General features: G+C 49.8%; 15 protein-coding genes and 1 tRNA gene. All 16 read right to left on the bottom strand.

What is annotated here, in order from left to right; all coding sequences use genetic code 11:
* Positions 1-12: 12 nt before the first annotated feature.
* Entirely contained in the window at positions 13-1521 is a 1509-nt protein-coding gene (locus ACIDF8_RS04105; protein WP_412009320.1) for an NADH-quinone oxidoreductase subunit M, read from the bottom strand.
* Entirely contained in the window at positions 1521-3596 is a 2076-nt protein-coding gene (gene nuoL, locus ACIDF8_RS04100; protein ID WP_412009319.1) for an NADH-quinone oxidoreductase subunit L, read from the bottom strand. Before nuoL ends, ACIDF8_RS04105 begins: the two co-directional genes overlap by 1 nt.
* A 5-nt stretch (positions 3597-3601) precedes the next feature.
* Positions 3602-3907 carry an NADH-quinone oxidoreductase subunit NuoK gene (nuoK, locus tag ACIDF8_RS04095; protein ID WP_194748169.1) on the bottom strand — a complete coding sequence of 102 codons (306 nt, stop codon included), beginning with the start codon at positions 3905-3907 and terminating at the stop codon, positions 3602-3604.
* Positions 3908-3909: 2 nt separating this feature from the next.
* Positions 3910-4533: an NADH-quinone oxidoreductase subunit J gene (locus ACIDF8_RS04090; RefSeq protein WP_412009318.1), complete on the bottom strand. Its 624-nt coding sequence runs from the start codon at positions 4531-4533 to the stop codon at positions 3910-3912.
* A gap of 16 nt (positions 4534-4549) precedes the next feature.
* Complete coding sequence (gene nuoI / locus ACIDF8_RS04085; protein ID WP_412009317.1) at positions 4550-5041, bottom strand: NADH-quinone oxidoreductase subunit NuoI; 492 nt, start codon at positions 5039-5041, stop codon at positions 4550-4552.
* Between the two features lie 41 nt (positions 5042-5082).
* A complete protein-coding gene (nuoH, locus tag ACIDF8_RS04080; protein ID WP_412009316.1) occupies positions 5083-6111 on the bottom strand; it encodes an NADH-quinone oxidoreductase subunit NuoH in 1029 nt (342 codons plus the stop codon).
* A gap of 1 nt (position 6112) precedes the next feature.
* The gene (gene nuoG / locus ACIDF8_RS04075; protein WP_412009315.1) at positions 6113-8545 is read right to left on the bottom strand and encodes an NADH-quinone oxidoreductase subunit NuoG; all 2433 of its coding nucleotides are present in this window, start codon (positions 8543-8545) and stop codon (positions 6113-6115) included.
* Positions 8546-8571: 26 nt separating this feature from the next.
* Positions 8572-9906 carry an NADH-quinone oxidoreductase subunit NuoF gene (gene nuoF, locus ACIDF8_RS04070; protein WP_412009314.1) on the bottom strand — a complete coding sequence of 445 codons (1335 nt, stop codon included), beginning with the start codon at positions 9904-9906 and terminating at the stop codon, positions 8572-8574.
* A gap of 10 nt (positions 9907-9916) precedes the next feature.
* Complete coding sequence (gene nuoE, locus ACIDF8_RS04065; protein WP_287032018.1) at positions 9917-10396, bottom strand: NADH-quinone oxidoreductase subunit NuoE; 480 nt, start codon at positions 10394-10396, stop codon at positions 9917-9919.
* A 57-nt stretch (positions 10397-10453) separates the two neighbouring features.
* Positions 10454-11707 carry an NADH-quinone oxidoreductase subunit D gene (locus ACIDF8_RS04060; RefSeq protein ID WP_412009313.1) on the bottom strand — a complete coding sequence of 418 codons (1254 nt, stop codon included), beginning with the start codon at positions 11705-11707 and terminating at the stop codon, positions 10454-10456.
* Positions 11700-12296 carry an NADH-quinone oxidoreductase subunit C gene (locus ACIDF8_RS04055; protein WP_412009312.1) on the bottom strand — a complete coding sequence of 199 codons (597 nt, stop codon included), beginning with the start codon at positions 12294-12296 and terminating at the stop codon, positions 11700-11702. The genes ACIDF8_RS04060 and ACIDF8_RS04055 overlap by 8 nt, the downstream gene beginning before the upstream one ends.
* A gap of 43 nt (positions 12297-12339) precedes the next feature.
* The gene (locus tag ACIDF8_RS04050; RefSeq protein WP_018985714.1) at positions 12340-12819 is read right to left on the bottom strand and encodes a NuoB/complex I 20 kDa subunit family protein; all 480 of its coding nucleotides are present in this window, start codon (positions 12817-12819) and stop codon (positions 12340-12342) included.
* Positions 12820-12825: 6 nt separating this feature from the next.
* On the bottom strand, positions 12826-13155 hold the full coding sequence (gene ndhC / locus ACIDF8_RS04045; protein WP_036307833.1) for an NADH-quinone oxidoreductase subunit A: 330 nt from the start codon (positions 13153-13155) through the stop codon (positions 12826-12828).
* Between the two features lie 140 nt (positions 13156-13295).
* Positions 13296-13380 (bottom strand) — tRNA-Leu (locus ACIDF8_RS04040).
* 6 nt (positions 13381-13386) lie between these two features.
* Positions 13387-13731, bottom strand: coding sequence for a preprotein translocase subunit SecG (gene secG, locus ACIDF8_RS04035; protein WP_412009311.1), 345 nt, complete (start codon positions 13729-13731; stop codon positions 13387-13389).
* A gap of 52 nt (positions 13732-13783) precedes the next feature.
* The gene (gene tpiA, locus ACIDF8_RS04030; protein WP_412009310.1) at positions 13784-14575 is read right to left on the bottom strand and encodes a triose-phosphate isomerase; all 792 of its coding nucleotides are present in this window, start codon (positions 14573-14575) and stop codon (positions 13784-13786) included.
* Between the last annotated feature and the right edge of the window lie 11 nt (positions 14576-14586).

Raw genomic sequence — 14586 nt, 5'->3', positions numbered from 1 at the left:
AAAATCCTGCTTTTAATAGCCTGTGACGGGCAATTTGGAAATCGCCATATGTTTCAGGAACTCTGTACTGGTGGCCTGCATGACTTCTGTCAGTGCTTGCGGATAGACGCCAAAGCCAATGACCAGCACTGCCAGAATGCCCAGGATCAGAAACTCACGCTTGTTGAGGTCACTCAATTCAGCCACGTGATGATTAGTCACATTGCCAAAGAACACCCGTTTAGTCATCCATAAGGTGTACGCCGCACCAAAGATCAAGGTGGTCGCAGCGAAGAAAGCCACCCAGAAATTGAATTTCACTGCGGCGAGGATCACCATAAACTCACCAACAAAGCCTGAGGTGCCTGGTAAACCACTATTCGCCATCGCAAACAAAACAGCAAACGCTGCAAATACCGGCATTTTGTTCACTACTCCGCCGTAGGCGGCGATTTCACGGCTATGCACGCGGTCATATAAAACCCCTACACTCAGGAACATTGCCGAAGAAATAAAACCATGTGAAATCATTTGCACCATGGCGCCTTCGAGCGCCAGTTGGCTAAACATGAAAAAGCCCAATGTGACAAAGCCCATGTGTGAAATCGAAGAATAAGCAATCAGCTTCTTCATGTCTTTTTGCACCAGTGCCACCAGTGCGATATAGACCACCGCAATCAGTGACAGCGCGATCATGGCAGAAGTGAAGTAATGAGCCGCATCCGGGGCGATCGGCATGGCAAAACGCAGGAAACTATAACCACCGAGTTTCAGTGCAATCGCCGCCAGCACCACAGAACCACCGGTAGGTGCTTCCACGTGGGCATCCGGCAACCAGGTATGTACCGGCCACATTGGAATCTTCACTGCAAACGCCATGAAGAAAGCAATAAAGATATAAATCTGCGCCTGCAGGCTGAGCGGTAACAAATAGTAATCAGCCAACTCGAAACTGCCGGTCTGATGATAGAGGTAAATGAATGCCACCAACATTAACAGGGAACCCAGCAAGGTATACAGGAAAAACTTGATGGTCGCGTAAACCCGGTTAGGTCCACCCCAGATACCAATCACCAGGAACATCGGAATCAGCATCGCTTCCCAGAACACGTAGTAGAGAATTGCATCCAATGCGGTGAACACGCCAATCATGATGCCACTCATGATCAGGAAAGCGGCCATATATTGCGCCACGTGCTTGGTGATCACCTCCCAACCCGCCAGCACCACAATCACCGTGGTAAAACTGGTTAACAAGACCAAAGGCATGGAGAACCCATCCACCCCCAAATGGTAATGCATATTGAACGCCGGTACCCAAGGCAGCAACTCTTCAAACTGGAAGAATCCATCCTGTACATCAAACCCTGTGTACAGTGGCACGGTCACCAGAAAACTGGCCAGGCTGCCTGCTAATGCCAGCCAGCGCGTCAATGTGGCCTTGTGGTCACCCCCTAGCAACAATACCAGCACGCCAGAGAATACCGGCAGCCAGACGGCCAGACTTAACCAGGAAATACTTGTGAGGTCGGCTTGCATCATTAGTTAATTTTGATAAAGAAAGTCATAAGGAGGAATACGCCAATAATCATGGCAAAGGCGTAGTGATAAATAAGACCGGATTGCAGATTGCGCATCTTGGCCGCAATTTTGCCCATGGTATTGGCTGTACCGTTCACCATGGCACCATCAATCAGCGTGATATCACCAAATTTCCACAACAAGCCACCCAAGAAACGTGAGCCACCAGCAAAGAATTTTTCATTAAAGCTGTCAAAGCCATATTTGTTTTCAAGAATGTTGTAAATCACCATGCAACGTTCCTTGATCGCTGCCGGAATATCAGGCCGTTTCATGTAGAAGAACCATGACAGCGCCACGCCTGACGCCGCCAGGAAAAACGGCAGGCTAGTAAAACCGTGAATCGCCATCCCAGCGGGGCTATGCATGAATTCATGGTAATGATGCACCAGATGCTCCATGGCCGGATGCGCTTCCGGATTAACGAAAATCACGTTTTTGAAGAAATCGCCAAATAACATGGGTTCCAAAGCAATGTAACCTATCACCAATGACGGGATTGCCAGCAATGCCAATGGCAATGTCACTACCCAGCCTGGCTCATGCGGGTTGTCGTTCGGGCCCAGGCCATGGTGATGCTCTTCATCGTGTGCGTGGTCATCGTCATGATGCGCGTCATCATGGTGAGCATCTGCATGTGCTGCATGCGCATGGTCATCATGTTTGGCATGGCGCCATTTTTCCTCACCGTGGAACACCAGGAAATACAAACGGAAAGAATAGAACGCAGTGACAAATACACCGGCAATCACTGAGAAATAAGCAAAACCGCTACCGGGAATGTGGGATAACTCGACAGCTTCGATAATACTATCTTTCGAGTAGAAACCGGCAAAGAAGGGCGTACCAATCAAGGCCAGAGACCCAATCAATGAAGTGATCCAGGTCACCGGCAAGTATTTTTTCAGGTTACCCATATTCCGGATATCCTGATCGTGATGCATGCCCATAATCACTGAACCCGCCCCAAGGAATAACAAGGCTTTAAAGAAAGCGTGTGTCATCAGGTGGAAAATAGCGACTGAGTAGGCAGACGCACCCAAAGCGACGGTCATATAACCCAACTGTGACAGCGTGGAATACGCGACCACCCGTTTGATGTCGTTCTGGATAATCCCCAGGAAACCCATAAACAAGGCGGTAATCGCACCGATCACCATCACGGTTGATAGGGCAGTCGTCGACAGTTCATACAGCGGCGACATGCGCGCCACCATAAAAATACCGGCGGTCACCATGGTCGCTGCGTGGATTAACGCAGAAATCGGCGTAGGACCTTCCATCGAGTCTGGCAACCAGACATGCAAAGGCACTTGTGCGGATTTACCCATCGCACCGATAAACAGCAACAGACAAGTGACCGTCATCAATGACCAGTTGCAGCTACCAATCAAATTCACCTGGGTATTAGCAAACTCGGGCGCACGATGAAACACAGTGGCGTAATCCAGACTACCAAAGTAATACAACACCATGCCTATGCCCAGCAAGAAACCGAAGTCCCCTACCCGGTTAACCAGGAAGGCTTTCAGGTTGGCATAAATGGCGGTCGGACGTGTAAACCAGAAACCAATCAGCAGGTAAGACACAAGGCCTACAGCTTCCCAGCCAAAAAACAACTGCATAAAGTTGTTACTCATGACCAGCATCAGCATGGAGAAGGTAAACAGCGAAATATAGCTAAAGAAACGGCTGTAGCCAGGATCCTCCTCCATATAGCCGATGGTATAAATATGCACCATGAGTGACACAAAAGTCACCACGACCATCATCATGGCACTGAGGTTATCAATGAGGAAGCCAACTTCAAAATGCACATCGCCAGAATTCAGCCAGGTGTACACCGCTTCATTCAGCGTAAAGCCATTCAAGGTCTGATTAAAAATGTAAGCAGACAAGGCAAATGCCGCACCGACACCAGCGATAGTGAGCACATGTGCAGCCCAGCGTGGTAAATAATTACGGAAGATACCTACCACAGCCGCAGCCAGTAAAGGCAACATCGGAATCAAGATCAGGATTTGTTTTATTGTCATGACGCTTAACCTTTTAATTGATCCAGATCATCGACATTGATGGTCCGCAGGTTGCGGAACAATACCACCAGAATTGCCAGGCCAATCGCTGACTCAGCTGCCGCCACCGTCAGGATGAAGAACACAAATACCTGGCCGCCAATATCGTTGAGGTAATGCGAAAAAGCCACAAAATTGAGATTCACCGCCAATAACATTAACTCAATTGCCATGAGCAGAATGATCACGTTTTTGCGGTTAAGGAAGATACCAATCACACTGATGGCAAACATCAGCGCGCCCAGAATCAGGTAATGAGACAAACCGACCATGATTATTTACGCTCCTCTGCAGACGGTGCCACGACTTCGACTTCAGCAGGCATAGAGATAATACGCAATCTGTCGTTACGCTTCACTTTGACCTGCTCGGCCGGATTCATCGATTTGTTGTCTTTGCGCTCGCGCAGTGTCAACACAATCGCAGCAATCATCGCCACCAGCAACACAACGGCAGCCAATTCAAACGGCAGCAGATAATCGGTATAGAGTACCTTGCCCAGCGCAGCCGTATTACTGAAACCGACTGGAGCAGACACCGCTTGGCTTGGATTCAGGTTTTTAGCCGAAAGAACCATGACCATTTCAGCCATCATGACCACGCCAAATGTGAGTGCCAAAGGCAAGTTGGACCAAAAGCCCTCACGCAATTTATCAATATTGATATCCAGCATCATCACCACAAACAGGAATAGCACCATCACCGCCCCTACATAAACCAGAATCAGGGCAATGGCGAGGAACTCCGCCTCAAGTAGCAACCAGATACCAGCCGCAGTAAAAAAGGCCAGCACCAGAAACAATGCGGCATGCACAGGGTTGCGCGTCGTAATCACACGGATACCGGAAAACAGCAGTATTGCTGCCAGCACATAAAAAACAATATCGGTAAATAACATAGGGTCCTGTCCGGGCTTATCGGTAAGCTTTATCCTGGGCGCGGTCTGCTGCAATTTGCGCCTCATATTTATCGCCTACTTCGAGCAACATTTTCTTGGTATAAATCAGGTCGCCACGCTGTTCGCCGTGATAGTCGAAAATCCGGGTCTCTACGATACTATCCACGGGGCACGATTCTTCACAAAACCCGCAAAAGATGCACTTGGTCAGGTCAATGTCATAACGGGTCGTGCGGCGGGTACCATCATCTCTTTGCTCGGACTCAATGGTAATCGCCATCGCCGGACAGACCGCTTCGCACAGCTTGCAGGCAATACAGCGCTCTTCACCATTCGGGTAGCGGCGCAATGCATGCAAACCACGGAATCGGTTGGATTGCGGCGTACGCTCTTCCGGATATTGAATGGTAATTTTCTTGGCGAAAAAATAGCGTCCAGTCAGGGCCATGCCTTTCAGCATCTCCCATAACATCAAACTACCCAATGTATTTTTAATCGAATTCAACATGGTAAGGTTTCCAAAATCCTTGTCTGTCTGTGCATTCCTGCTTAGTGGAACAAATAAGCCCACTGGGTTTGCATCATGCCACCAACCACAATAATCCAAACAAGCGTGATGGGAATAAATACTTTCCAGCCCAGGCGCATGATCTGGTCATAACGGTAACGCGGGAACGTGGCACGGAACCACAGGAACAGGAACAACAGGAAAGCGACCTTTGCCAGCAGCCACAAGATACTATCCGGCAGGAAAGGAACTGGGGATAACCAGCCACCCAGGAACATCAAGGCAGCCAGCATAGACACCAGCATCATGTTGGCATATTCGGCCAGGAAGAACACCGCAAATGCCATCCCTGAATACTCGACGTGAAAACCCGCCACGATCTCGGACTCACCCTCGGCCACGTCAAACGGCGCGCGGTTGGTTTCAGCCACAGCACTGATGAAATACACGACAAACAGCGGGAACAATGGCAGGAAATACCAATGCCAGAAACCGCCCTCCTGCCCCATGACAATCTTGCCCAGGTTGAGCGAGTTGGCGCACATGAGCACGCCGACCAGCGTAAACCCCATGGCAATTTCATAAGACACAATCTGTGCAGCAGAGCGCAACGAACCCAGAAACGCGTATTTTGAGTTAGACGCCCAACCCGCAATAATTACCCCATAGACCGCAACAGAAGTCATGGCAAGGATGTACAGTAATCCTGCATCAACATTCGCCAAGACCAAAGTGGCATCAAAAGGCACTACCGCCCAAGCGGCAAACGCTGGCGCAATCGCCAGGACAGGCCCGATAAAGAACAATGCTTTGTTAGAAGCTGTGGGCAGGATAATTTCTTTAAACAGCAGCTTCAGACCATCAGCCAGCGGCTGTAACAAACCAAAATAACCCACACGGTTAGGGCCAATACGTACCTGCATATAGCCGATCACTTTACGCTCTGCCAGCGTTAAGTAGGCCACACCAATCATCAGTGGCAACACAATGGCCACAATCTTGATCAGGGTCCACACGACCAGTTGTACGTCTGTCCAGTAGGAACCAAATAATTCAGCAAAGAATTGCATGTTATGCCATCTCGGTCAGTTGTTTTTCGTAAATTGCCACTTGTTCGGCAGACGCTTTTTCAATCGTGATATCCCCCATCAGATCACCCAAACCAGCAGTCAGCGGATGGGCAGCGGCCACACGCACACAGCCTTTGGCTACATGGTTATCCAGGCGGGCTTTAAGGATGGCACTGCCTTTATCCTGACGGGCAACAACGATATCCCCATCCTGCAAGCCTAACTCTGCTAATTGCTCAGCGCGCATACGCGCCATCGGACGGATGTTGTATTTGGTTTTTTGTAAAGGCGCAGAACGGCGAACAATCGGATCGGACTCATATTGCGGCACTTCACCAATCCGCTGCAAGCCCTCCTTCTTGATATTGACCTGAATTTCTACCAGCTCTTTAAGGTTGTTATTGAGACTGCGCCAGACCACAGAAGAAGGTTTTTCTCCATTAAAGATTGCATTTTTCACTTCATCGGTGCTGTTGTATTCAAAGCCTGGCAAGTCCAGCGTGTTGGCGAGTACGCGCAAGACTTTCCAGCCTGGGCGGGCTTCGCCTAAGGGGCGTGTCACCGCCTGGAAGCTTTGTACCCTGCCTTCCATACTCATGAACGTACCCGATGACTCAGTAAAAGGCGTAATGGGCAACAGGATGTCTGCATTTTCAAGCGCTGGTGACTTGTAAGCAGTCAATGCAATCACACATTCGGCTGTCGCCATGGCTGTACTGGCCAAGGCCGCATGCTGGCAGTCCAGTTCTGGCTCAATATTCAATAACAGGTAAGCCTTGCGTGGCACCTCTAACATGGCGCGTGCATGCATGCCAGTCGCTGATGGCATCACACCCATGAGGTGCATACCGGTACTGTTTGCGGCTGGCGGCAAAATGCCGCCTTTAGCGCCCGTAATCCCGCCAATCGCTTCAGCCATACTGTACATTTCAGTAAACCGTGGGTCGCTCAAAGCCATATTGCCCAGGAAAATACCTACCTTAGGGGCAATCAGGATCAGCTCTTCGCTGATACCAGCCAGACATTCGGCAATTTTCTGTGTATTTGGGCGGACCTGGATTTCTTCTAGCAGTTTGTTCAATGTCGGTGGCAAGCACAAAGACAGTTTTTGCAACCCAGACATCGCCTTGAGAATCTGACCCAGTACATTGACCATGTCATTTGGACGTACAATCACCTTGTGCGCAATGTCCATCAACGGATCATTATCGAGCGGGCTGACAATGCACAACTCCGCTCCGTTAGACACAGCCTTACGGATACGTTGTGCTAACAAGGGATGCTCGTTGCGGATATTGGAACCAATCAGCAGGATGCGGTCCAGCTCTTCGATTTCCTGAATATTACAGCCCATCCATGGTGTGCCGGTGCGCTTACCATCCAGGCGGAAGTCTGTCTGGCGCAGGCGGTAATCCACGTTGCCGCAACCCAAGCCATCCGCCAATTGCTTGACCAGGTAGCCTTCTTCCATGGTGCTATTGGGTGAAACCAGCACACCTAAGGCATCGCCGCCATATTGTTTGGTAATGTCTTTAAGCTGACCCGCTGCAAATTCAATGGCGGTTTTCCAGTCGGTCTCCTGCCATTGGCCGTTGTGCTTAATCATAGGCACTTTCAAACGGTCAGGGCTATTCAGGCCTTCATAAGAAAAACGGTCACGGTCAGACAGCCAGCACTCGTTAATCGACTCTTTCTCACGCGGCAACACGCGCATGACTTTATTGTCTTTGACATGCACTTCAATATGCGAACCCAGGCCGTCATGCGGCGCAATGGAAGGACGACGTACCAGTTCCCAGCTACGGGCGGAGTAACGGAAAGGCTTGCTGGTCAATGCGCCTACTGGGCACAAATCAATAATGTTGCCACTCAGTTCGGAGTTTACAGATTGGTCTACATAGGCCGTAATCTCGGCATGCTCGCCCCGGTTCACCAAGCCCAGCTCCTGCATGCCGCCAACCTCTTTAAGGAAGCGCACACAACGCGTACACTGGATACAACGGGTCATATCGGTGCTCACCAACGGGCCGATATTTTTGTTGAATACCACGCGTTTTTCTTCGGTATAACGGGAGCCTGAAGCGCCGTAAGCGACCGCGATATCCTGCAAGTCACATTCGCCCCCCTGGTCGCAAATCGGGCAATCCAGCGGATGGTTAATCAGCAGAAATTCCATCACACTCTGCTGGGCTTCGACGGCTGACTTACTACGTGTGTAAATCTTCATGCCATCCGCCACCGGTGTTGCACAAGCAGGCAGCGGTTTATTGAATTTTTCTACCTGAACCAGGCACATGCGACAGTTGGCGGCCACCGATAGCTTTTTGTGGTAGCAAAAACGCGGGATGGCGATCCCTGCGGCATCCGCAGCATCAATGATGGTGCTGCCATGTTCGACTTCTAGTGGTTTGCCGTCAATTTCGATGTTTAGCATGTGATTACCGTTAAGCTTAAAACCGTTTATTTACCGTCAACCATGGATTTACCATGTTGGATGTAGTATTCAAATTCGGGGCGGAAGTGCTTGATGAAACTCAGTACCGGAGTGGCTGCAGCATCGCCCAAAGCACAGATGGTTCGGCCAGAAATGTTATTACTTAAATCTGTCAGCAAGTCGAGATCTTCCATCTTGCCTTTGCCGTCAACAATACGCTCAATGATGCGATACACCCAACCGGTCCCTTCGCGGCAAGGCGTACATTGACCACAGCTTTCCTCATAGAAGAAATAACTCAAGCGTTTGAGGGTTTTCACCATGCAGGTGGTTTCGTCCATGACAATCATGGAGCCTGCACCCAGGCTGGAACCGGCTTTGCTCAGGCCATCATAGTCCATGGTGGCATTTTCAATCGCACTCGCTGGCATGACTGCTGTGGAAGGGCCTCCAGGAATCACGGCTTTTAGCTTGCGTCCTTTCCAGACGCCGCCCGCCATTTCCAGCAGTTCTTTAAATGGCGTGCCCATTTTGATTTCGTAGTTGCCTGGTTTTTCGACATGACCAGATACCGAGAACAACTTACTGCCACCGGAGTTAGGCACACCGAGATCAGCAAACGCCTGGCCGCCATGCTGCATGATCCATGGGATAGACGCATAGCTTTCAGTGTTGTTCACATTGGTTGGTTTGCCAAAGACGCCATAACTGGCGGGGAACGGTGGTTTAAAACGTGGCTGACCTTTTTTACCCTCAATAGACTCAATCAGTGCAGTTTCCTCACCACAGATATAAGCACCGTAGCCATGCACCGCATAGAGGTCAAAACTGAATTCGGTACCAAACAGGTTTTCACCCAGATAGCCAGCTTCACGGGCCTCAGCCAGTGCGGCTTCAAAAATTTCGTAATCCTGCCAGATTTCGCCGTGGATATAGTTATAACCGACGCGTGCGCCCAAGGTATAAGCCGCAATTGCCATGCCTTCGATCAACTGGTGCGGGTTGTAGCGGATGATATCGCGGTCTTTAAATGTGCCTGGCTCGCCTTCATCGGTGTTGCAAACGAGGTATTTAGTGCCATCGTAATAACGCGGCATAAAGCTCCACTTGAGCCCAGTCGGGAAGCCAGCACCACCACGGCCACGCAGATTGGATACTTTCACCTGGCTGATAATCTCTGGCGCTTTCACCTTTTCAGTAACCAGGCGCTTGAGTTGAACATAGCCGCCTAATTTCTCATAAGTCGCCAAAGAAGCAGGGTTTTCTTCAGTCAAGGTGCGCAATGTCACCAGCGTTTGACCAGCTAAATCCGTTTTAACCACCGATTTGCTGTTCACAGTCATGTTTGAAGTCTTTGCCATGTCCAGTCCCTTAGCCCTTGTTTAGCTCGTTAATCAGGGCATCCACCTTTTCAGTGGTCAGAAATTCATGCATTTCACTATTATTCACATGCAACAAAGGCGCACCACCACAGCAGCCCATGCATTCACCTTCTTTGAGGCAGAATTTGCCATCGGGAGTCACTTCGTTAAAGCCGACACCCAGCTTGTGTTGCAGATGCTCAACAATTTCATCTGAACCACGCAACATACAAGAGATGTTGGTACAGATGGTAATTTTGTACTCCCCAACAGGCTCCAGATCGTACATGTTATAAAAAGTCGCAACTTCAAGTGCTGCAATTTCGGGAATGCGCAGATATTTGGCTACTTCAGAAATACTTTCCTTGGATAACCAGCCGCGCTCCATTTGTACAATGCGCAACGCGGACATCACCGCGGCCTGACGTCTGTCTTGAGGGTATTTGGACAGTTCGTATTCAATCTTTTCAATGGATTCTGCACTGAGCATGCTTGTACCTTGTCTTTTCGATCCGTGCTATCGCTTCATTCCGTAGTTGCGTTCTGCTTATCTGTCGATTTCACCGAACACAATGTCTTGTGTACCAATAATCGCGACCAAGTCAGCAATCATGTGACCTCTGGTCATTTCATCCAATGCGGCCAAATGCGCAAAGCCCGGCGCACGGATTTTCAGGCGGTAAGGCTTGTTGGCGCCGTCTGAAACCATGTAGATACCAAACTCGCCTTTAGGATGCTCGACCGCAGCATACGCCTCCCCCGCTGGCACATGGAAACCCTCAGTAAACAACTTGAAGTGGTGAATCAAGTCTTCCATATTGGTTTTCATGCCTTCGCGGTTAGGCGGCGCAATTTTGTTATCATCGGTGATGACCGGGCCTGGGTTCTTACGTAACCAGTCTATACATTGCTTGATAATGCGGTTGGACTGGCGCATTTCTTCTACGCGCACCAGATAACGGTCATAACAGTCACCATTCACACCAATCGGGATATCAAAGTCCATTTTGTCGTAGACTTCATAGGGCTGCTTCTTGCGCAAATCCCAGGCGATACCAGAACCACGCAGCATGGCGCCTGTCAGGCCCAGTGCCAGTGCACGCTCAGGGGTCACCACACCAATCCCTACCGTACGCTGTTTCCAGATACGGTTATCTGTCAGCAGGGTTTCATATTCGTCGACATAGGTCGGGAAACGGTTAGTGAAATCTTCAATGAAATCAAGCATGGAGCCCTGGCGGTTTTCATTGAGCTTCTTGATTTCTTCTGCGCTACGGAATTTGGTGGTCTCATGCTGCGGCATTTTTTCCGGCAGGTCACGATAGACGCCACCTGGACGGTAATAGGCCGCATGCATACGCGCGCCGGAGACCGCTTCGTACACATCAAACAAATCTTCACGCTCTCGGAAAGCGTACAGGAACACCGTCATCGCGCCCACGTCCAACGCATGCGCCCCCAGCCACAGCAAGTGGTTGAGGATACGGGTGATTTCGTCGAACATGACACGGATATATTGGGCACGCACGGGGACATCTATGCCCAGCATCTTTTCAATCGCCATCACATAGGCATGTTCATTGGCCATCATGGACACATAGTCCAGGCGGTCCATATACGGCACGCTTTGCAGATAAGTGCGGTTTTCAGCTAGCTTTTCCGTGGCCCTGTGCAGCAAACCAATATGCGGGTCCGCACGCTGGATCACTTCACCATCCAACTCAAGCACCAGGCGTAATACCCCGTGCGCCGCCGGGTGCTGCGGGCCGAAGTTCATTGTGTAGTTCTTAATTTCAGCCATGGTGCGCACCTTCATCACGAATAACTCGCGGCACATTATTCCGCAACTCGACAGAGACCGGCTGATAGATCACACGCTGCTGTACAGGGTCATAACGCATTTCAACGTTACCAATCATGGGGAAATCTTTACGGAAAGGATGACCAACAAAACCATAATCTGTCAGCAGGCGGCGTAAGTCTGGGTGGTTTTCAAACATGATGCCGTATAAGTCAAACGCTTCACGCTCGAACCAGTTAGCCACTGGCCAGATATCCACCAGGGTAGGAAATACAGGGAAGTCATCATCGGCAGCAAACGCACGGATACGGACGCGTTGGTTCAAGCTGACAGACAACAGATGTAGAACCACCGCAAAGCGCTGACCCTCCCAACGGCCATCACCGTAGTCCAGATAGTCCACACCACACAAATCAATCAATTGCTCAAACTTGAGCTCAGCATGGGTTTTCAATTTTTCAGCCACAGCCAGCAGGTGTTTCACGTGGACCTCAACCGTGAGTTCACCCAGTTGTTGCTCCAGCCTGACCACACCCTCACCCAAGGCTAACTTGAGCTGTGCGGACAAATGTTCGAGTTTTGCAGACATAGTTAATTTCTAGGGCTTAATGTGTTGTCAGTGCGCGTCACCATCAGGTTCTGGCAATCGTATTGGTACGCTTGATTTTCTTTTGCAACTGGATAATGCCGTATAGCAAAGCCTCTGCAGTGGGTGGACAGCCAGGCACATAAACATCCACTGGCACAATACGGTCACAGCCACGCACTACCGCATAGGAATAATGGTAGTAACCACCACCATTGGCACAGCTGCCCATAGAAATCACCCAGCGCGGCTCTGCCATTTGGTCATAGACCTTGCGTAGCGCAGGCGCCATTTTATTCACCAGCGTACCGGCCACAATCATCACATCAGACTGACGCGGACTCGGGCGGAACACAATCCCGAAACGGTCCAAGTCATACCGGGAAGCGCCGGCATGCATCATTTCAACCGCACAGCAAGCCAAACCGAATGTCATAGGCCACAATGAACCAGTACGGGTGTAATTAATCACCGTATCCAGCGTGGTGGTAACAAAGCCTTTTTCTAATACGCCTTCAATGCTCATTTTGCATTAATCCCATTCAAGGGCGCCCTTCATCCATTCAAAGATGAAGCCGACCACCAACACAAACAAAAACACCATCATTGCCCAGAAGCCGGCAGATCCAATTTCTTGAATCACTACGGCCCACGGAAAAAGAAACGCAATTTCGAGATCAAATAGAATAAATAGAATAGCGACTAAGTAGTAGCGCACATCGAACTTCATGCGCGCATCTTCAAAGGCTTCAAAGCCACATTCGTATGGGGAGTTTTTTTCCGCATCAGGTTTGTGCGGAGAGAGAATTTTACCTGCAAGTAACGGACCCAGGCCTACGCCCAGCCCCACCAGGATAAACATCAAAATCGGGAAATAGTTCTCTAACACTGATTTGCCTTAATCGATCATGTTAACAAGTTATTTCAATGCAGCTAGCCGCCCATCAAAACACTCCCAAACCATCTATTCCCTGCCAGAGTCAAGCCGCAAACAACTTGAGCTGGTGCCGTCGGCGAGACTCGAACTCGCACGACTTTCGTCACTACCCCCTCAAGATAGCGTGTCTACCAATTTCACCACGACGGCCAATGTTTAGTTAGGAATATCTTTGGGTGTATTTTCAACCGGCTTAGCAGCTTCCGCCGCTTCACCTTTGGCCGGAGCCTGTTGTGTCACTGTAGCTTTCACTACACTGCCAGAACCTGCTTTGTGGCTGGATATAAAAGCCAGCGTCAAGCTAGTTGCAAAAAACACTGAAATAAAAATCGATGTCAGCTTGCTAAGCAAATTAGAAGAACCTGATACCCCGAACAGACTGCCGGAGGCACCACTTCCAAATGCGGCGCCCATATCGGCGCCTTTACCATGCTGCAATAAGACCAGGCCAATCACGGCAGCAGCTGCCAGCACATGAATGACGAGAATGACGTTTTCCATATTTCTTTAATCCATTAAGTAATAACGATTCGGCTTTTGGCACTTTCGCTATCTAGATGACGCTGTTTTCAGGGACGGCCTGACATATTTTTATAAATTGCTCTGCATCTAGCGAGCAACGACCGACCAGCGCGCCATCAATTTCCTTCTGATTTAACAATTGTACCGCATTTTGCGGGTTTACGCTGCCCCCGTAGAGGATTTTTACTGTACCCGCCGCCGTTTTATCAGCGGTGGCAACCGTGTGCCGGATAAACTCATGCATAGCGACAGCTTGCTCAGAACTGGCGGCCAATCCGGTGCCAATTGCCCAGATCGGCTCATACGAAACAATCGTGTTAGCAAACGCTTCACCGCCAAACAAGCGGATGATCGTTTCCAACTGCTTACCAACCACACGCTCCATCACACCTGCCTCACGCTCCAACAGCGTTTCACCCACACACAAAATGGGGGTTAAGCCATAGCGCTTTGCCATCATAAATTTTTCGGCAATGTTTTCATCGGACTCACAATAGGCAGTACTGCGCTCGGAGTGGCCAATAATTACATGTGTCGCGCCAAAATCCTTGAGCATTTGCGCACCCACCTCACCGGTATAAGCACCTTCCTCATACTTGGCAACATTTTGTGCACCCCAAGCGACAGAAGTTCCCGACAACAGGTCAGTCATTTGCGCCAAATAAGGATAAGGAACACATACCACCACCTCTGCGCGTGTGATTGAGCGTAATCCTTGCAAATACGCCTCTATCAGCTGCTGGTTGCGCAAGAGACTGCCATGCATTTTCCAGTTGGCAACGACAAGTTTGGGGGGGGATGAAACGATACTAGTGCTGGACATGCAGAATTAAG

This window comes from Methylophilus sp. 3sh_L (genome assembly GCF_046766015.1).
In the GTDB taxonomy this organism is placed as follows: domain Bacteria; phylum Pseudomonadota; class Gammaproteobacteria; order Burkholderiales; family Methylophilaceae; genus Methylophilus.
The sequence above is the reverse complement of the archived record's forward strand: the minus strand, read 5'-3'. Positions and strand labels throughout refer to the sequence as shown.